General features: G+C 64.3%; 17 protein-coding genes and 1 pseudogene. 14 read left to right on the top strand and 4 right to left on the bottom strand.

Translation table 11 applies throughout. The features are described 5' to 3' along the window. The first annotated feature begins 11 nt into the window (after positions 1-11). The 4 genes from flgL (at position 12) to ACZ47F_RS10440 (ending at position 7,618) form a co-directional block, all read left to right on the top strand. On the top strand, positions 12-1,265 hold the full coding sequence (flgL, locus tag ACZ47F_RS10455) for a flagellar hook-associated protein FlgL (RefSeq protein ID WP_464924651.1): 1,254 nt from the start codon (positions 12-14) through the stop codon (positions 1,263-1,265). 4 nt (positions 1,266-1,269) lie between these two features. Beyond that, entirely contained in the window at positions 1,270-5,514 is a 4,245-nt protein-coding gene (locus tag ACZ47F_RS10450; protein WP_464924650.1) for a rhamnan synthesis F family protein, read from the top strand. A gap of 72 nt (positions 5,515-5,586) precedes the next feature. Further along, entirely contained in the window at positions 5,587-6,867 is a 1,281-nt protein-coding gene (locus ACZ47F_RS10445) for an EAL and HDOD domain-containing protein (RefSeq protein WP_464924649.1), read from the top strand. A 10-nt stretch (positions 6,868-6,877) separates the two neighbouring features. After that, positions 6,878-7,618: a flagellar brake protein gene (locus ACZ47F_RS10440; protein ID WP_464924648.1), complete on the top strand. Its 741-nt coding sequence runs from the start codon at positions 6,878-6,880 to the stop codon at positions 7,616-7,618. A 97-nt stretch (positions 7,619-7,715) separates the two neighbouring features. Here the strand turns inward: ACZ47F_RS10440 and fliW are convergent, their stop codons facing one another. The 4 genes from fliW to flgM are packed head-to-tail and all read right to left on the bottom strand — an operon-like array spanning position 7,716 to position 9,255. Continuing rightward, positions 7,716-8,204: a flagellar assembly protein FliW gene (gene fliW / locus ACZ47F_RS10435; RefSeq protein WP_464924647.1), complete on the bottom strand. Its 489-nt coding sequence runs from the start codon at positions 8,202-8,204 to the stop codon at positions 7,716-7,718. 13 nt (positions 8,205-8,217) lie between these two features. Then, the gene (locus tag ACZ47F_RS10430) at positions 8,218-8,457 is read right to left on the bottom strand and encodes a carbon storage regulator (protein WP_464924646.1); all 240 of its coding nucleotides are present in this window, start codon (positions 8,455-8,457) and stop codon (positions 8,218-8,220) included. Positions 8,458-8,477: 20 nt separating this feature from the next. Beyond that, complete coding sequence (locus ACZ47F_RS10425; protein ID WP_464924645.1) at positions 8,478-8,897, bottom strand: flagella synthesis protein FlgN; 420 nt, start codon at positions 8,895-8,897, stop codon at positions 8,478-8,480. A gap of 19 nt (positions 8,898-8,916) precedes the next feature. Further along, a complete protein-coding gene (flgM, locus tag ACZ47F_RS10420; RefSeq protein WP_464924644.1) occupies positions 8,917-9,255 on the bottom strand; it encodes a flagellar biosynthesis anti-sigma factor FlgM in 339 nt (112 codons plus the stop codon). A gap of 504 nt (positions 9,256-9,759) precedes the next feature. On the opposite strand from flgM, the gene ACZ47F_RS10415 reads away from it, so the two are divergent. From ACZ47F_RS10415 to ACZ47F_RS10370, 10 genes and pseudogenes are all read left to right on the top strand, one after another. Continuing rightward, positions 9,760-10,131, top strand: coding sequence for a response regulator (locus ACZ47F_RS10415; protein ID WP_464926623.1), 372 nt, complete (start codon positions 9,760-9,762; stop codon positions 10,129-10,131). Continuing rightward, complete coding sequence (locus ACZ47F_RS10410) at positions 10,128-10,685, top strand: protein phosphatase CheZ (RefSeq protein ID WP_464924643.1); 558 nt, start codon at positions 10,128-10,130, stop codon at positions 10,683-10,685. Before ACZ47F_RS10415 ends, ACZ47F_RS10410 begins: the two co-directional genes overlap by 4 nt. 19 nt (positions 10,686-10,704) lie before the next feature. Continuing rightward, positions 10,705-12,642 carry a chemotaxis protein CheA gene (locus ACZ47F_RS10405; protein WP_464924642.1) on the top strand — a complete coding sequence of 646 codons (1,938 nt, stop codon included), beginning with the start codon at positions 10,705-10,707 and terminating at the stop codon, positions 12,640-12,642. A gap of 1 nt (position 12,643) precedes the next feature. After that, positions 12,644-13,339 carry a chemotaxis protein gene (locus ACZ47F_RS10400; RefSeq protein ID WP_464924641.1) on the top strand — a complete coding sequence of 232 codons (696 nt, stop codon included), beginning with the start codon at positions 12,644-12,646 and terminating at the stop codon, positions 13,337-13,339. Beyond that, positions 13,336-14,088: an oxygen-binding di-iron domain-containing protein gene (locus tag ACZ47F_RS10395; protein WP_464924640.1), complete on the top strand. Its 753-nt coding sequence runs from the start codon at positions 13,336-13,338 to the stop codon at positions 14,086-14,088. Before ACZ47F_RS10400 ends, ACZ47F_RS10395 begins: the two co-directional genes overlap by 4 nt. Positions 14,089-14,107: 19 nt before the next feature. Further along, positions 14,108-14,893 (top strand): annotated as a pseudogene (locus tag ACZ47F_RS10390) (methyl-accepting chemotaxis protein); the annotation flags it as partial. 66 nt (positions 14,894-14,959) lie between these two features. Next, positions 14,960-15,331 (top strand): CZB domain-containing protein, encoded by a 372-nt coding sequence (locus tag ACZ47F_RS10385; RefSeq protein ID WP_464926622.1) that lies wholly within the window; start codon positions 14,960-14,962, stop codon positions 15,329-15,331. A 31-nt stretch (positions 15,332-15,362) separates the two neighbouring features. Further along, positions 15,363-15,602 (top strand): hypothetical protein, encoded by a 240-nt coding sequence (locus tag ACZ47F_RS10380; RefSeq protein ID WP_464924639.1) that lies wholly within the window; start codon positions 15,363-15,365, stop codon positions 15,600-15,602. Positions 15,603-15,632: 30 nt separating this feature from the next. Further along, entirely contained in the window at positions 15,633-17,150 is a 1,518-nt protein-coding gene (locus tag ACZ47F_RS10375; RefSeq protein ID WP_464924638.1) for a methyl-accepting chemotaxis protein, read from the top strand. Between the two features lie 30 nt (positions 17,151-17,180). Next, positions 17,181-18,146 carry a chemotaxis protein gene (locus ACZ47F_RS10370; protein ID WP_464924637.1) on the top strand — a complete coding sequence of 322 codons (966 nt, stop codon included), beginning with the start codon at positions 17,181-17,183 and terminating at the stop codon, positions 18,144-18,146. The last annotated feature ends 10 nt before the right edge of the window (positions 18,147-18,156 follow it).

Genomic DNA, 18,156 nt, shown 5'->3' with positions numbered 1-18,156 from the left:
AGGAGCGTTCCATGCGCATCAGCACCTCGCAGTTCTACGCCGCCAGCCTCACAGGCATTCTCAACCAGCAAAACACCCTGAACACCCTGAGCCAGCAGCTTGCGACGGGCAGCGTCCTTGGCAACCCGGCCGACCAGCCGGTGGCCGCCGCACAAAACGTCACCCTCACCGGCCAGATCGACCGCCTCGGCAGCTACACCCAGAACGGGCAGAATGCGCAGAACGCACTGCAACTGCAAAGCGCCACGCTGCAAAGCGTGGGCACGCTGATCAACCAGGTGCGCCAGCTCGCGGTGCAAATGAACAACGCCACGGTCAACAGCCAGGACCTGCACAATGCCGCGACTGCGATGCAGGGCTACATCCAGCAGCTTGCGCAATACGCCAACACCCAGGATGGTCAGGGCAACTATTTATTTGCCGGCAGCAAGAGCAACACCCAACCCTTCGTCATCCAGGCCGATGGCAGCGTGCTCTACCAGGGCGACGGCAGCCAGAATCAGCTCGCTCTCGGCCCCAACCTGAGCACCGCGATTTCCGATCCCGGCAACGTCCTGTTCATGAACGCCCGCGCGGGCAACGGCACGTTTGTCATCAACGCCGCGAGCAGCAACACCGGCGGTGCCACTGCCGGCCCGGGCACGGTCAACGACGCCGCACTGGCCCAGCAGACCCTGCAGGTCAACGGCACGCAGTACCGGATTGCCTTCAGCAGCAGTGGCGGCGCGCTGACCTACGCCGTGAGCAGCGGCAGCGGCGGTGTGTTCTCGTCCGGGTCGATCAGCAGCGGCAGCTTCACCCCCGGCATGAGCATCGGGCTGCCCCCAGGCGGCAGCCCGGCGATCACTGTGCCCATCGTCGGCACGCCGGTGGCGGGAGACAGTTTCACCATCGCCGCCGCCACGCCGCAGAGCCTGTTCCAGACCTTCCAGTCGCTGGCGCAGGCATTCTCGGCCACCGCGCAGACCTCCGGCTCGAACGCCTTGCGCGCGCAGTCCATCAGCAACGCCCTGGCCAGCCTCGACCAGAACCAGACCAACCTGCTCAGTGCCCAGGCCAGCATCGGCAGCCGCCTGCAACAAGTGCAGGCCGTGCTGACCCAGAACGCCAGTCTGACGCTGCAACTGCAGACTCAGCAGACCCAGCTCACCGATATCAACTACCCACAGGTCATCACCGAGTACCAGTCCAGCCTCACCGCGCTTCAGGCTGCGCAGAAGGCGTTTGTGCAGGTGCAGGGGTTGAGTTTGTTCCAGTACCTCTGACACCATGACCTCATCTTCCCCTCCTCTTTGGGAGTCACTCGACTCGGCGGACACTGCAGAGGTCGGCGCTTATCACAGCAACCCGCGGGCCGATCTTCTCAGCCTGCTGCGCCAGCCGCCGCGCCGCGTGCTGGATGTAGGCTGCGCTTCCGGCGCCATGGGCGCCGGGCTGAAGCGGAAATTTCCCACCGTCGAGTTGTGGGGCATCGAGGGAAATGTACAGGTTGCTCATCTCGCGCAAGCGCATTACCACCGCGTGATACCCGGTTTGCTGCAGGACATCGACTTGGCCGCGCACGGTCTGAAAAGCGCCAGCATCGACACCCTGGTGCTGGCCGATGTGCTCGAACACATGCCCAATCCCTGGCGCGCGCTCGACACCCTACGTCCCTGGCTGAGCGGCGATGCGCAGGTGCTCGTGAGCCTGCCGAACGCGCGCAATCTCTGGCTGATCAACGAACTCGCCGAGGGCCGCTGGACGTACGAGCAGTCCGGCATTCTCGACATCACCCATCTGCGTTTTTTCACTCGCGACGAAGGCCAGCGCATGCTGGAGCAAACCGGCTACACCGTCGAGGCAATGGCATACGGCCCGGACAGCCGTTTTTTCCAAACGACGCGGCCTACCGTCTTCCCGGCCAATCTCGAAACTGAACGCCTTGTAGTCAAAAACGTCACCGCAGACGAATATCAGCAACTCACCAGTCTGCAAGTGTTCTATCGCGCGCGGCCGAACCCTGCGCAGAACCGGATATTCATTCCCACACGCTCGGCTTGCGCTGCGCAACCCGTTCAAGTTCCCTCTCCCGTGCTGCACACGGGTCGACCACACGGAAACGGGACTGCAGTGCTGCTGCACCTGTACTACCCCGATCTGTGGCCGGAATTCCTTGCTCACCTGAAAACATTGCCAGCGCCCTGCGATGTATATGTATCCTTGAGCGAAGGTCGCGAGGAACTATTGACCGATATCGTGCGCGATCTGCCTGACGCCGTGGTGATGCGCCATCCCAACAAGGGCCGTGACATCGCTCCGCGCCTGGCCTTGCTGCGCTTGGCGCGAGCGCGCAACTACAGTCAGCTATTGTTTCTCCACGGCAAAAAATCCCCGCACCTCAAGGAAGTCGAAAACATCCACGTCCCGTTTTTGCAGCACAAGGACGGCGACCGCTGGCGGCGCGAACTCCTGGCCGCACTGCTCGACGCTTCGGAGAAGACGATTGCAGCATTTGCGCAGCAGTCCAAGCTAGGGCTCGTCGGCCCCCACGGCTTCTGGCTGGGTCTGCGTGGCGATGCCAACTTTCCCCGACTATCCGCGCTGGCGCAGCGCATGGGCATCACCCCAGACCCGGCACGGCATGGCTATTTCGCCGGATCGATGTTCTGGTGCCGGCCTCAGGCGCTCGACCCGCTGCTGGCACTCGATCTGAAAGACGCGGATTTCGAGGACGAAACCGGTCAGACCGATGGCACCCTGGCCCACGTGGTCGAACGCCTGTTTACCCTCAGCGCCGAGAAAGCCGGTTTACAGATCACAGACACCGCAGGAAACCTCCTGGCGTCTCCGCCGAAGCCGATCATTCCCTGGCTGCCCGAAGGACGCTGGCTTCCGCAGGAACGGGACTGGGCGCTCCAGACCGTGCACGACTGGAGCCAGAGCGGGGCAAGCGCCCCGCGCATCGCGCTGGCGTTGCTGCCGCACCCCGGCCACCCTGCGCAAGGCACGCTGCAGAGCATCACATGCCAGTGGTTCGCGGTCCATATCCTGACCGAACTGCCATCACCCCTGCCGTCGTCCTCTCCAGCGCAAGATTTGCTGGTAGCGGCCAACCACGCTCTGACGAACAACGACGCCGACTGGCTCGGCCTGATCGACGCCGGCGACCAGCTCGCGCCCGACGCGCTGTTCCGCATCGCGCATGCCGTGCGCGAGCATCCGCAGTGGCAGATCGTCTACACCGACGAAGATCAGATCACGGCCGATGGTCAGCACACCAACCCGCACTGCAAGCCCGACTTCAATCTCGACTATCTGCGCAGTCTGCCCTATGTCGGCGGGCTGTTGCTGATCCGGCGCGATCTGTTCGAGGCGCTCGGCGGCTTCGACCCACAGGCTGAAGGCGCGGAAGACTACGACCTGATGCTGCGAGCGTGGGAGCATTTGCAGCGTTCTGGGGCAGGAGAAGCGGCCATCGGCCATGTACCCGAGGTGCTCTATCACCGCCTTCTAGGTTCGGGGCATACGCAAAAGTCGGTACCTGAGATTCTGCAAGCTGGGCACTCGGCGCTGCAGCGCCATTTCGAACGACTGGGCATCGCCGCGCAGGTCCAGCCGGGGCCGTTTCCGCCCTCGTTTCGCGTGCGCTGGCCGCTGCCCGAAGCGCGGCCGCTGGTGTCCATCCTCATTCCCACGCGCGACCAGCTGCCGCTGCTGCAACGCTGCGTGGAGTCGGTGATCGAAAAAACCAAGTACCCGGCTTACGAAATTCTCATCATCGACAACGACAGCCAGACGATTGATGCGCGCAACTATCTGGCCGCCATCGAAGCCAAGGAGGCCGAACTCGGCGGCCGCCTGCGCGTGGTGCGCCAGCCCGGTCCGTTCAACTTCTCGGCGATGAATAACGCCGCAGCAACCCAAGCGCGCGGCGAATATCTGCTGCTGCTCAACAACGACACTGCTGCCCTGCACGACGACTGGCTCGACGAAATGATGGGCCATGCGGTGCGCCCCGATGTGGGCATCGTCGGCGCCAAGCTGCTCTACCCCGACGGCAAGATTCAGCATGCCGGGGTCATTCTCGGTCTGCGCGGCCCGGCGGAGCATCCCTTCATCGGCCGCCCGCCCGAAGACCGCGGCTACTTCGGCCGCGCCCAGCTCACGCAGAACCTCTCGGCCGTGACCGGCGCCTGCCTGCTGGTGCGCAAAAGCGTGTACGAAAAGCTTGGCGGGCTGGACGAACAGGTGTTCAAGGTGTCCTACAACGACATCGACCTGTGCCTGAAGGTGCGCAAAGCGGGCTACCGCATCGTGTTCACACCGTTCGCGCTGTTGTTGCACGAAGGCTCGGCCAGCCAGAAGAGCGGCACCGAAACCCAGCTAAGCGACGCCAAGCTCAAGCGCTTCGCCGCCGAAAAAGACGCCATGTATGCCAAGTGGCTGCCGCAGCTCGCGTTCGACCCTGCCTACAACCGCCACCTGAGCCTTGCCAGCACCGACTTTCTCCTCGACGATCAGCCCTGCCTGAGCTGGGACCCAGACTGGCGTCCCCGTCCGCGTGTGCTGGTGCATCCGGCCGACCGCGAAGGCTGCGGAGAGTACCGCATCATCGCGCCGATGCGCGCGCTCAACCGCGCCGGGCTCACCCAGGGATGGGAAACCATGCGGCTGTTCGAACCCGCCGAAATGCAGCGCATACAGCCCGACACCCTGGTGGTGCAGCGGCAGATGGAGTGGCCACAGATCGAAGCGCTGGAGCGTCACGCGCGCACCTCCAAGGTGTTTCGCGTGTTCGAGATCGACGATCTCATCACCAATCTGCCGCAAAAGAGCGTGCACCGCGCCAGCATCCACAAAGACATCGCCAAGCGTTTTCGCAAGGCCGCCGGGCTGTGCAACCGGCTGGTGGTCGCCACTGAGCCGCTGGCCAAGGCCTACGCCCATTTCACCGATGAGGTGGTGGTGCAGCCCAACTACCTGGAAGCCGCACGCTGGAAGCATCTGCAGCCGCCACGCGCCGAGCGCAGCAAGCTGCGGGTGGGCTGGGCCGGCGGTGTCGGCCATACTGGCGATCTGGAGCTGATTGCCGATGTGGTACGCGACACCGCAGCCGAGGTGGATTGGGTGTTCTTCGGCCTATGCCCGCAGGCGCTCAAGCCGCTGGTCAAGGAATTTCATCCCGGTGTGCCGCTGGACCAGTATCCAGCCAAGCTCGCTGCACTCGACCTCGACCTAGCCGTGGCACCGCTGGAAGACAACGCGTTCAACGAAGCTAAGAGCCATCTGCGCCTGCTGGAGTATGGCATCCTCGGCTATCCGGTCATCTGCACCGACCTCGTGCCCTACCAGGGCGACTTTCCGGTCACCCGCGTGGCCAATCGTTACCGCGACTGGGTCCGCGCGCTACGTGAGGCCGTGTCAGACCGCGTCGCGCTGCGCGCCCAGGGGGATGCGCTGCGCGCCAAGGTGCTGGCGAACTGGATGATGGAAGACCATCTCGACACCTGGCTGAAGGCTTGGCTTCCTTGAACCCGCACCATGCCACTGGCCGACAGCGGCACTGCTAGCATCGCTGCAATGCCAAGAGGTTCTGATCCCCCCATGAACAGCGCCCTCACTCCACCGCAAGCCGCCGCGTCCAATGCCACTGGCACCGTGATGCACACACACATCGCGCGCCAGCCCATCGTCGACCGCAAGCAGCAGATCATCGGCTACGAGTTGTTCGCACGTGACAGCGCCACTGCACAAAGTGCGCCCGCCCATCACAGCGCAGAAAGCGACAGCGTGCTGCTATTCAACGCCCTGTCGAACATCGGCTCGGAAAACCTGTTCGGCGAGAAGCTCGCATTCATCAACTGCGTGGTCGAAGACCTCAAGGCCGAACACCTCGACATCGTTTTCCCCGACCGCATCGTGCTCGAAGTACCGCGCATCTATGGCGACGACCCCACCGGCATCGCCGAAGTTGCCGCCCAGCTCAAACCACTGCGAGAGCGTGGGTTCCACATCGCCGCAGGGCCGTTTGCCGCCGCATCGATCTACGCCGCCTGGCTGCCATTCCTGGCCTTCATCAAGGCCGACGTGCAGAGCATCTCGACCCATGTCGCCGTCGCACTGCAGCGCAAGGTCGAAGGTCACCGCAACCTGCGGCTGGTGGCCGAGCGCGTGGAGACACCGGAGCAGTTCAAGACCTGTTTCGACGCCGGTTTCCACTATTTCCAGGGCTATTACTTCGCCCGGCCGCAGACCATCAGCGCCAAGGTCATCAATCCGGCGTATGCCAATGTGTTGCAGCTGATGAACCTGGTCATGCGCCAGGCCGAGTTGACCGACATCGAGCAGGTGCTCAAGCGGGACCCGGCGCTGTCCTTCAAGCTGCTGCGCTACATCAACTCTTCCGGCTTTGGCCTGATGTCCGAGGTCACCTCGTTCCGCCATGCCGCGGCCATCCTCGGCTACAAAAAGCTGTTCCGCTGGCTGGCGCTTCTGCTGGCCACGGTGCCGAGCAATGCCACGTCTGCGGCGGTCGCCCGTACTGCGATCACACGAGCGCGCATGATGGAACTGCTGGCCAAGGACACTCTGTCGGCAGAGGACGCCGACCATGCCTTCGTCGTCGGCGTGTTTTCCATGCTCGACGTGATGCTCGGCGTGCCAATGGACAAGGCGCTAGCGGAAATCACCCTGTCCGAGCCCATTGTCATGGCGCTGAAAAATGATAGTGGCGTGTTCGGCAGCTATCTGCAACTGGTTCGCGCGGTCGAGCAGCGCGATTTCGACAACCTCGACTTTCTCTCGTCGGCCCTAGGGATTCCGGGCTGGCGCGTGAGCTCCATCCACCTGGCCGCGCTGTCCTGGGTGGAACAGCTCGGCATTTGAGTCGTCCCCCATGCGAGAAGTCACCGCCAAGCTGTTCTGCGAGGAATACCAGCTCGATTCCAAGCAAAAAGCCGACCATGTGCTGAACAAGATCATCGAGCGCCATGAACCGCTCGCAGTGCTGCCGCACGACCGGGCGGAAGAATTCAGCTCCACTCTGCTGGCAACTAACCGGTCGAAACACTGGCTGATCATCGACGAACTCACCCCAGACATTGGCAACAGGCGGCTGGAAAACCAGGCGCCGTTTTTCACCATCGGCCGCTACGAAGGCGTGTTTGTCGGATTTCAGTCCAGGCTGCTCGAACGCATCGAGTTCGAGGGCTACGGTGCGCTGCGCATCGCCTACCCCGATGTGATCTATTACCTGCAGCGGCGCAATTTTTTCCGCGTGTCCATCGCCCCGGGCGATGTCAGCACCGTGGACATCCAGCGCCGCGGCGCCAAACCGCTATATGGGCAATGCCATGATCTGAGCGTCAACGGCATGCGGCTGCTCGTGCCCTCGGCGATCGATTACGCGCTGACCGTCGGCGAGTACATTCCACAGGTGCGTTTCAGTCTCGAAGATGTGGCGCTCGCAGTCGAGGCCGAGGTGCGGTATGTCGGCAATCTGCGCGACACCAGAACCCGCCAGCCGGTGCGCCAGATTGGCATCCAGTTTCTCAACTTGGCCCCTGGCTTCGAGCAGCGCCTGCAAGCCTATGTGCAACGGCGCGACCGCGAACTGTTGCGCGAAGCCAGGCGCTGAACAGTTGCCGATCCGCACCGGGAAACCCGGGGCGGTAACGCTTTGCAGCCACTGCGGCTCGCACCGCCCAACGCCTTCGGACGCCAACGACAACCCGTCAGCGCAGCAGCACGACCCGCTCGGCCAAGGCGGCGGGGAGCGATACACCCGCCTGCGCGACAAACAGGCCATCACCTTGTACCTCGTCGGCCTCGACCATGTACTGCGTCAGCGTGGCCTTCTGCGCATCGAACAACAGCGGCGCCTGGCGATGCGCACGCAGCGTCTGCCCGGCCGGCCCCGGCAACAGCACCATGACCAGCGGTGTTGCGCCGACGGGCAAATGGTCATAGCGCAAGCCGAAGTGCACGGCCTGGACCAGCAGGAAACTGACCGTCGTATCGTCAAGCGATTGCAGCCAGACAAAGGGTCGCTCGGCCTGCAGGCTGATCAGGCCATAGCGCTGCAGCGCCTCGAAACCGGCCAGAGGAGGCTGCGCGGTCCAGACCTGCGCGGGCAAAAACGGCAGCGGCCCAAAGCGGGTGGGCAACAACACCGCTGGTGATACGGTCGGCGAAGCAGTATCGATCGGCTGCAGGTCGGTCACGTCTGGGCTGCCTTCAGGTCGGATCAGTGGGGTTCGGATCGCCGATCCAGTGCGCAAGCGACACGCCTTGCGGGGCCAACGCGGCCTGGTTGTCTTGGCGAATCTGGATGTAGAGCTCTTCGCGCAGGATACGCAGCGCAGTGGGACCTTCGATACCCAGCCGCACCTTGCCAGGCGCGGATTGCAGCACCACCAGACGGATGTCGTCGCCGATCCGGATGGCTTCTCCGGGGCGACGCGTCAGGATGAGCATGGACAGAGAGGGAAGGCGGCTCAGGCGCTGACCAGCAGCCGGGGCCCGGCAGCGCCAGCCTGTCCCCGGCCCTGCACACCATACAGGCCGGGCTGGTCTGCAGTGCCGCGCAGGATGTGCAGCGCGCCTTCGGTGTTGCGCATCAGCGCAGAAATCATCATGCCGTTGCGCCCGTTGGCCTGGGCCACCTGCTGCGCCAGAGTCTGCACCGCATTCCACAGCGTGGGCGCATGCGCGGCGGCGTTTTGATCCCACTGCGTCAGACGCTTTTGCTCCAGCGCCTGCAGCACCAAAATCCATGCGGTTTTCTGCTCGGTCCAGATGGGAAGTTGATCGATCGCCGCGCGCAGCAGGCAGTCATGCTCGGCGGCCAGCACGCCGGCCAGAGCCTGCAGCGCAGCGAGCTGCTCCTGCAGAAGGTGTTCGGTTTCGGTTGCCATGGCGTGTTCGGCGCGGCGATCAGGGCTTGACCATGCCGAGCAGAGCCTTGGTGTCCTGCAGCAAGCCGCTGGCAATACGTTGCGCATCGACCGGGTAGTTGCCGCTCTGGATCGCAGCCTGTAATTCTGCAATGCGTGCATCGCTGGCTGGCGGGGTGTTGCCCTGCGAGCTGGCAAGCTGCAGCATCTGCCCGACACTGGAGATCGACACCTGTTCGGCCGCGGCCGGCTGAGGGGTCTGCGCAGCGCTGCTTGCGATATTGCTGGCGCCCGCAGCCGGGTTGCGCCGGGCTGCGCCAGCTACCCCACTACTCGCGGTGGAGCTGCTGGGAACGATGGGATTTTGAATCGGGACCATGTTGGCATTCTCTCCTGTTGGCGGGCACAACGGCACGTCCTGTGCGAACTTTAGGGCAAGTGTGACTTTTTTGGCAAAAACGCTGCGCACCGCATTTCACTGCGGGCCACGCAAGCCAGGCGTTGCCCGCCCCTTGCGCCACGCCAAGGCGGCATGGACACACACCCGCAAACGCTTGACCCAGGACAAGAGATCGCCAGCCGGCACGCCACGCAGCCCGGGACGGCACAACCCAGATTGTTCATTGGAGTTTGGAGGGCAGGCGGATGCAATGGCGAGCCAGTTTGGGTCTGACTGACAAGCCCCTAGTTCTATGGCGATGAGTGACGAAGAAGACCCCAAAATAGCCGCCAGTGCGGCGCATGCACCCAAACAGCACCGCAGGTGCGCGCCCAATGGACCACCTAGGCTCAAGTTAGGGCGGACGGTGCCGTTAGACAGCGGGCAAGATCAAAACCCACGAGGCCCACCTTGAAATTCCTGGTTGTTGACGATTTCCCCACCATGCGCCGCATCGTGCGGGGCCTGCTGATGCAGACCGGCTATGTCACCGGCACCATCGACGAGGCGGAAAACGGCGAAGAGGCCTGGCGCAGGCTGCAGTCCGGCGGTATCGAGTTCGTCGTCACCGACTGGAACATGCCGGTGATGCAGGGAATCGACCTGCTCAAGCACATCCGCGCCAGCGACAACCCCGCCATTCGCAGCCTGCCCGTGCTCATGGTCACGGCCGAAGCCAAGAAAGAAAATATCATCGCCGCGGCGCAGGCGGGGGTGAACGGCTACATCGTCAAGCCCTTCACTGCCCAGACCCTGAAAGAAAAGCTCGACGCCATCATGGCGCGCCTCAACGCGGCGGCGGGAGCGGCCCAATGAGTCTCGACCACGCCGCCACCACGCAAACGCCGCAGCCCGCGGCCGCCTCCACCGCGCTGCACAAGCTCACCGAGGCCGACGCCCTGCTGCACGAAGGCGTGCGCCGCATCATGGCCGCCTCCAGCGATCTGCCCGAGGCCAGCCATCCGCTCGAAGAAGCGCTGCGGCTGACCGAAACCCAGGCCATGTCCACACTCGAAGCGGTGGAAAACGGCTTCACCGAAATCGCCGCCATCCGCGCCACGCACGGCGGTTTCATCGACGAGCGCCTCGACCGCCTGGAACAACAGTTCCACACCATTCTCGCCAGCCAGCAGGGGCAGGATCTCGCCGGGCAGCGGTTGAAAAAAACCATCCATCTGCTGCAGGCGGTGGAGCAGCGCATCCGTGCCGCCGTCGAGCAACTCGGCCCGCACCTTCAACCCGCGGCCACTCCCGAGGCTTCGGCCCCGGCGGCCGACAGCGCCGCGCCGCTCAACGGAGTTCCCACCTACGCCGGGCCCTCCTTTGGCCAGGATGACGTGGACGCGCTGCTGCGCGACCTCGGCATCTGAAACCTTCCGCCCCACCATCATGGACAACGACATCTTGCAGGAATTCCTCGCCGAGTCGCGCGAACTGCTCAGCCAGGCCCAAGACCAGTTGCTGCGGCTGGAATCGCAGCCCGACGACAGCGACGCGCTCAGCGCCATCTTCCGTGCTTTCCACACCCTCAAGGGTGGCGCCAGTTTTCTCGAAGCGCAGAACATGGTGGACTGGTGCCACCACCTCGAAGACCTGTTCGACAAGATGCGCAGCGGCAAACTGCGCGCGACCGCGCCAATGATCGACGCCATTCTGCGCGCCACCGATGTGATCGCCGCGATGCTCGATGACATGTCGCGCGGCGAACATCCGGCCCCAGGCCCGGTCGACCTGGGCAGCGAAATCCAGTCCTATGCCAGCGGCGCTGCCCCGCCCGAAACCGCGGCAGCGCCAGCCGTGCCCGCATCCGCCCCCCCTGCCGAGGGGCTTTGGGTCAGCCAGACCCCGCTGGCGCAGGGCGGCACCGGGCTTTACGCCGAGCGACGCGAGCGCACGGACGAAGGCACCGCGGCAGACATCACCCAGGAAGAATTCGAGCAGGTGCTCGATAGCCTGTACGGCCCGGGCCAGGCGCCGGGCGTCACCCCACCATCACCGGGTACCGGCCCCGCCAGCGACGAGATCACGCAAGAGGAGTTCGAGCGCGTGCTCGATCAGCTGTACGGCCCCGGCAAGGCGCCAGGCGCCGCGCCGCCACCGCTTGCCGCACCGGCTGCGGCTGCTCCCGCCCCGCGCGGCGTTCAGGCGGGCATACCGGCCGCACCGCAGGAAGAAGCCACCATCCGCGTCGATTCCAGCCGTCTGGATCAGGTGATGAACCAGGTGGGCGAACTCGTGCTGCTGCGCAACCGACTCAGCGCCGCCGTGGCCCGCGTGGTGCAGGTAGATGAAGGCCTGGGCCGGCTGGCGCGCGAAACCGATCTGGCCGTCAACGACCTGCAAAACACCGTCATGCGCCTGCGCATGCAGCCATGCAGGCGCCTGTTCCAGAGCCTGCCCCGCGTGGTGCGCGATGCCTCGCGCAGCCTGGGCAAGAAGGTGCGCCTGGAGCTCGAAGGCGAGGATGTGGAGATCGACAAGACCGTAGTCGATGCTCTGTCCGGCCCGCTGATCCACCTGGTGCGCAACGCGCTCGACCACGGCATCGAGGAGCCAGCAGCACGCCAGCAGGCGGGCAAGCCCGAGGAGGCCGTGCTGCGCGTGCTCGCCCGCCACCTTGGCGACAAGGTGCAGATTCAGGTGGGCGACGATGGTCGCGGCATGAACGCGCAAAAAATCATGCAGCACGCCATTTCCAAAGGCGTCATCACCGCGCAGGAAGCCGCACGGTTGTCCGAGCGCGAGATGCTCGACCTCATTTTTCTGCCCGGCTTCTCCACCAAGGAGCAGGTCAGCGAGCTGTCCGGCCGCGGCGTGGGCATGGACGTGGTGCGCTCGACCGTCACCGCGCTGCGCGGGCGCATCGACATCGACACCACGCTGGGCAAGGGCAGCACCCTCACGCTGGAGCTGCCGCTGACCATGGCCGTGCTGCCGGTGCTGTATTTCCGCCTGCGGCGCGAGACCTACGCACTGCCAGTCGCGGCAATAGAAAACCTGCTGGCCATCGACCCGGCGCAGGTGCATGCCATCTCCGGGCGGCTGATGGCGCAGGTCGACGGCGGCCGCGTGGTGCCTTACATCGACCTCGGTCTACTGCTGCAAGACCGCCCAATCGATCTGCTCAAAGAACCCAGCGAGGGCATCCTCATCGAGCAGGGCCTGCTGGTCGTGTCCGAGGCCCTCGGCACCGAGGACTCAGTGGTCAAGCCGCTGGACATCACCACCACCAGCAATCTCTATCAGGGCGCCACCATCTCGGGCAAAGGCGAGGTGGTGCTCATCCTCGACGGCGCCGCTCTGGCCAGGGCGCAACGCAAGAGCTGACATGAAACAACCCTCTGACACCCTGCATGCCGCCCTCTCCCAGGGGGTGCCGCCTCCTCAGAACCATCCGCGCGACACCGGCGTGGACGACCAGGAACTCGACACCCTGCGCCGCGAGCTCATCGCCGTGGCCGACGCCTCGTACGCGTTCCAGCGTGCGATCAAAAAACGCCTGCGTGACATCGACCGCAAGGCGCTCAATGCCCAGGTGCTGGTCAAACGCCATGGCAAGGAACTTGCTGGTTACGGCGTGGTCGCGCAGGCTTTCCGCGAGGGCGCGCAGGCGCTGCAGGCCGCTGCCGACCAAGTGCAGCAACTCATCAACCCGCTGATGCTTCACTTCATGGAAACCCTGCGTGACATGCAGCAGATCAGCAGCCTGCGGCATATCCAAAGTACGGCCACCGCGCACTGCCCATCGCTGGCCTCACGGCTGCGCGAGCATGCTGAGAAGCGCGTGCACCACTCTGCCGGCAGCCGCCGTGCCGGACAGGCGCTCAGTGCAGCGCTCGACCGTTTCCAGGCGGTGATCGCCGAGCTCGACTACGTGGTGGTCAATGGCCGGATCGAGGCCGCTCTCAAAGGCGCGGTCAACGCGCCCTTGAGCCAGGTGTCGCTGGAAATGGACCGCTCCGTCAGCGGCGTGCAAGACCTGCTGCGCACCTACCGCGAACAAATCGAAAGGATCATCAAATGAAATCGCTGCAGTTTTTCAGCCAGGGCAACCACCACTGGAACATCCTCTACGACCAGGACGAGCGCCGGGTGATCGACTCCAATGTCTACGCCCTGAGCGTGGACGACCAAACCCTCATCCTCGACCCGGGCGGCTTCGAGATCTTCCCGCAGGTGTTCAGCGCCCTGGTGGAAGTGGCCCCGCCCGGCTCGCTCAAGGCCGCTTTCATCAGCCATCAAGACCCCGACATCGCCTCCAGCCTGCCGCTGTGGAACGCCTGCAGCCCCACCATCGCCTGGTATGTGCCCAAGCTGTGGAGCGGCTTCATCCGCCACTATGGCGCACTCGACGCCGACCTGCGCGACATCCCCGACGAGGGCGGCGAGATGACCCTGGGCTCGGCCCGGCTGCAGTTCGTGCCCGCGCACTATCTGCATTCCTCGGCCAATTTTCATGTCTACGACCCGCAGGCCAAGGTGCTGTTCTCCGGCGACGTCGGCGCTGCCCTGCTCCCGCCGGGCCACCCTCCCGTCGTCGACCGCCGCAACATCGAATCGCCCGCGGCATTCGATGCGCACATCAAGTCCGCCGAGTACTTCCACAAGCGCTGGATGCCGTCGATGGCGGCCAAGCGCAACTGGTGCGAGCGCGTATCCAAAATGGACATCGACTTCCTCGCCCCGCAACACGGTGCGATCTACACCGGCGAAAACGTCAAGCGCTTCATCGACTGGTTCGACGCGCTGAAGGTCGGCTCGGCCATCGAGTGAACTGCCACGACACGACATCATGCACAAATCCATCCTGCAAATCGCCTCACAAGTCCTCGACGGGCTGGAGACCCTGGACTTTCTCGCCGCAGCCGATGGCGATCACCCGATCGAGTTCGTCAACCGTACTGCCCGCGAGACTTTCGACCGTTTCGCTGCGATGTTCCGCCAGGCGTTCGGCGGTGTCGACCCAACCGCGCTGATCGGCAAGCCACTGGCCGTGCTCTGCGATTCTGCCCAGTTGCGCACCACGCTGGACGATCTGGCCGTCGGCCGCCAGCCCATGCACAAACAGCAGCGCGAACTCGGCTCTTTCTTGTTTTCGGTGACCATCACTGCGGTGCGCAACGACGAGGGCAAACCGATCGCGCTGCACGCCAGCCTGCGCAACATTTCCGCGCGACGCGAGGCGGTCGCGCTGAATGACCGGCTGAAAATCACTCTGCAGGCGCTGATGCGGGCCGAAACGCAGGTCAGCACATCGATGCAGTCGGTAGACACCGCGATCCGCCAGGTTCAAGAAGCCGTCACCGGCAATGTGCAGGCCATCGGTGCACTCAGCAATGAAGTCCGTACCATCGCCGCGCTGGCGCGCGCCATCCGCGACATCTCGTTTCAGACCAACCTGCTTGCGCTCAATGCGGCGATCGAAGCGGCCCGCGCCGGAGAACACGGGCGCGGTTTTGCCGTGGTGGCCGACGAGGTGCGCAATCTGTCGCGCAATGTACAGCAGGCGACCGACAGCATCGAGGCCAGCATCGGTCAGATCGCCTCGGGCGCGCAGACCATCGAGACCAAAGCGAGTGAATCGGTGCGCGAACTCGCGCAGGTCGACGCCATCGTCGAGCAACTCGGCGGGCATGTGCGCGCAATGCAGAACATCGGCACACAAATGCTGCTCAAGTCAGCCGAGGAAGATCATCGCAACTTTGTCATCAAAACCCTGGCCGATGCGGAGCGCACACCACAAGCCGCGCGAGCGCAAGACATCCCCGACCATCATCAATGCAGCTTCGGCCAGTGGTACGAAACCTCTGGCGCAGCGCTTCTGGGTGAGTCTGCCGTCTTCAAGGCACTCGCGTTGCCGCACGCGCAGTTGCACACTGCCGCCAGGGAGTTGATCCAGGCCGCGCAAGCGGGCGACCGTCAGCGTCTGCCGCAACTCACCGCGGCCTTGCTCGAACAGGAAAAACGCACCTTGGCGCTGCTGCACGATCTGTCCAAAAGCCTCGAGGCTGCCTGACCAGCGCCGCCTCGGCCCATCGCCCCCTACCATGGCCACGACCCTGCACGCTCTGCGACAAACCTTGGCGCTGCGGCACAGCCTGGACAGGCCGTCCGAGATCCACACGCACTGCGCATTCCTGGCGCGTGTCCGCGGCACCCCCAAGCCACTGCAGCACAGGATCGACAAACGCAAAAGCGCGATGCCTCTATCCGCGCAGCAAGACCTGACCATCGACCGCCCACAAGCGCTCAGCGATGCCATCGAGGCCAAGGGCAACGCGGGCTGACACCGCACCAATGGACACTAGGAGATACTCGTGGAAACCGCCAGCCCCGATATGACCGCTCTTGTGGATGCGCAGGAGTCGGCCCCCACCCAACCTCCCGCATTGCATGGGGGAGGGGAAAAACTCCATCTCACGAGCAACGAGGGAAGTAAAACGCTCCCGCCCCCCCCGGGAGAGGGTTGGGGTGAAGACCAGGCCAGAAACATCCCCCCGGGTGGGCTGTTGGATCGCGTGCGCGAAGACCGCGAGCGTGTGCTACAGGCCGTGCTCGACCTCCTCACCGGCAAGGGCGACGGCGCGCTGCGCGACATCGACCTGATCGATGCCGACGATTGGGCGCGCAAGCTCGGCGGCGTGCGGCAGATGTTGCTGCACGGCGTGGACGCACTGCGCACCACCACGCAGTCGCTGGCGTTTGCCGAAAGCCGTACCGCCGGGTTCGATCACGACATCCACAGTCTGTCGCAGCGCGTGGGCGACATGGCTGCGCGGCTGCGCAGCGCCGCCACCCAGACCCACACCGCGCAGATCCAGCTCGACGACCTGCACAGCCGGGTGGACGCCACCACCGGCTCGGTCGAACGCAGCGACCAGGCCATCGTCACCACGTTGGATGAAGTGGCCGATGTGTCGCGCTTCATCACCTGCACCGAGACCAAGCTCACCGGCTTTGTCGATGCGGTGCGCTCAGTCGAGACGCTCACTGCGGGCATCAGCGAGATTGCCTCGCAGACCAATCTGCTGGCGCTCAACGCCGCCATCGAAGCCGCTAGAGCTGGCGAACACGGCCGCGGCTTTGCTGTGGTCGCCGATGAGGTGCGTAACCTGGCGCGCAAGACTGCGCGCATCACCCACGAAATCGAGGAACTCACCCACAAGCTGCGCGACCAGTCGGCCGATGTCGGCGCGGACATGGCCCGCTCGGTGCAGCGGGTGCAGCGCGTGGGTGCGCTGGTCACCAATACCGGTGAGACCTTGGCCGAGGTCAAGTCCATGCTCGCGCAGGTGCGCAACGTCATGATGGAACAGACCGGGCTGATGCGCCAGCTGGTCAGCGATGCTGACCGCCAGCGGCTGGATGCCGAGCAGGCCGCCGCGCTGATGCAGGCCCTGGTGCAGCGCTTTGAGGCCATGATGGGTCTGATCCGCACCGCCCGCGAACAGCTCAAGACCGGCGTGACCGCAGTCTCAAAATGGCCCGATACTGCCATCACCCTGCGCGTCTCGCTGGCCATGCACTACCAGTGGATCGGCCAGTTGCTCGCTGCGGCGCAGAAGCAAGAGAAGATCGACATGGATGTGTCGAACTTCCACGGCTGCTTCTTCGGCAAGTGGTACTTCGGCGCGGGGGCCAGCTACTTTGGCAGCGACGCGGGCTTTGTCGCCGTCGATTCCGTCCACCAGGACGTGCACCGCACCGGACAGGCGCTGGTCGAGGCCATCCGCGCGGATGACGCCCCGCGTATCACCGAACTCGCCGCCCGCCTCGAGGGCTTGAGCGACACCATCACCCAGCGGCTCGAAGCGCTGATGCGCCAGATTCCCTGAGTCTCCTTCCATCGCCCACAGGACCCAATCATGAACTCCAATGTCTTGCAAGAAGTCGACGAGCGCTCCAATCTCGCTGGCACCAACAAATTCGAACTGCTGCTGTTTCGCCTTGGCGAAGAGCCGCAATCGTCGCGGCGCGAGCTGTTCGGCATCAATGTATTCAAGGTGCGCGAGGCGCTGGTGATGCCACAGGTCACGGTCATGCCCGGCGCGCCCAAACATGTGCTGGGAGTCGCGAACATCCGCGGCCAGATCATCCCCGTCATCGACCTGCCGGCCGTGGTCGGCTGTGTGCCCAAGACCGGGCTGAACATTCTGGTGGTCACCGAGTACGAGCGCTCGGTGCAGGGTTTCGCGGTGGAAGAGGTTGAAGAAATCGTGCGGCTGGAATGGAGCAAGGTGCTGTCGGCCGAGGCCAACGCCGTGGGCGGCATGGTCACCAGCATCGCTCGGCTAGAAGATGATCAAACCACTCGGCTGGCGCTGGTGCTCGACGTGGAAAAGGTATTGCGCGATGTGCTGCCCTCGCGCGTGCATGAGGTCAAGGACACGCAGCACTTGGGGCCCGCGCTGACACTCAAGCCTGGCGCGGTCATTCTCACGGCCGACGACTCCTACGTCGCTCGCACGCAGATCGAGAAGGCCTTGCAAGCCCTGCACGTGCCCTTCGTCAGTACCAAAACCGGCAAGGAAGCCTGGGAGCGGCTGCAAAGCCTGGCCAGCGAGGCACGCGCCGAGGGCAAGCGCGTTGAAGACAAGGTGCAGCTCGTGCTCACCGACCTCGAAATGCCCGAGATGGACGGCTTCACCCTCACCCGCCAAATCAAGCAGGACGAACGCTTCAAAAACATTCCGGTGGTCATCCACTCGTCGCTGTCGGGCTCGGCCAATGAAGACCACGCCCGCAGCGTGGGCGCCGATGCCTATGTGGCCAAGTTCGTCGCCGATGAATTGGCGCAGACCATTCGCAAAGCCATTGCGGCACACGGCTGAGCCCGAAACC

It is taken from the genome of Thiomonas islandica (assembly GCF_055383445.1).
The sequence above is the reverse complement of the archived record's forward strand: the minus strand, read 5'-3'. Positions and strand labels throughout refer to the sequence as shown.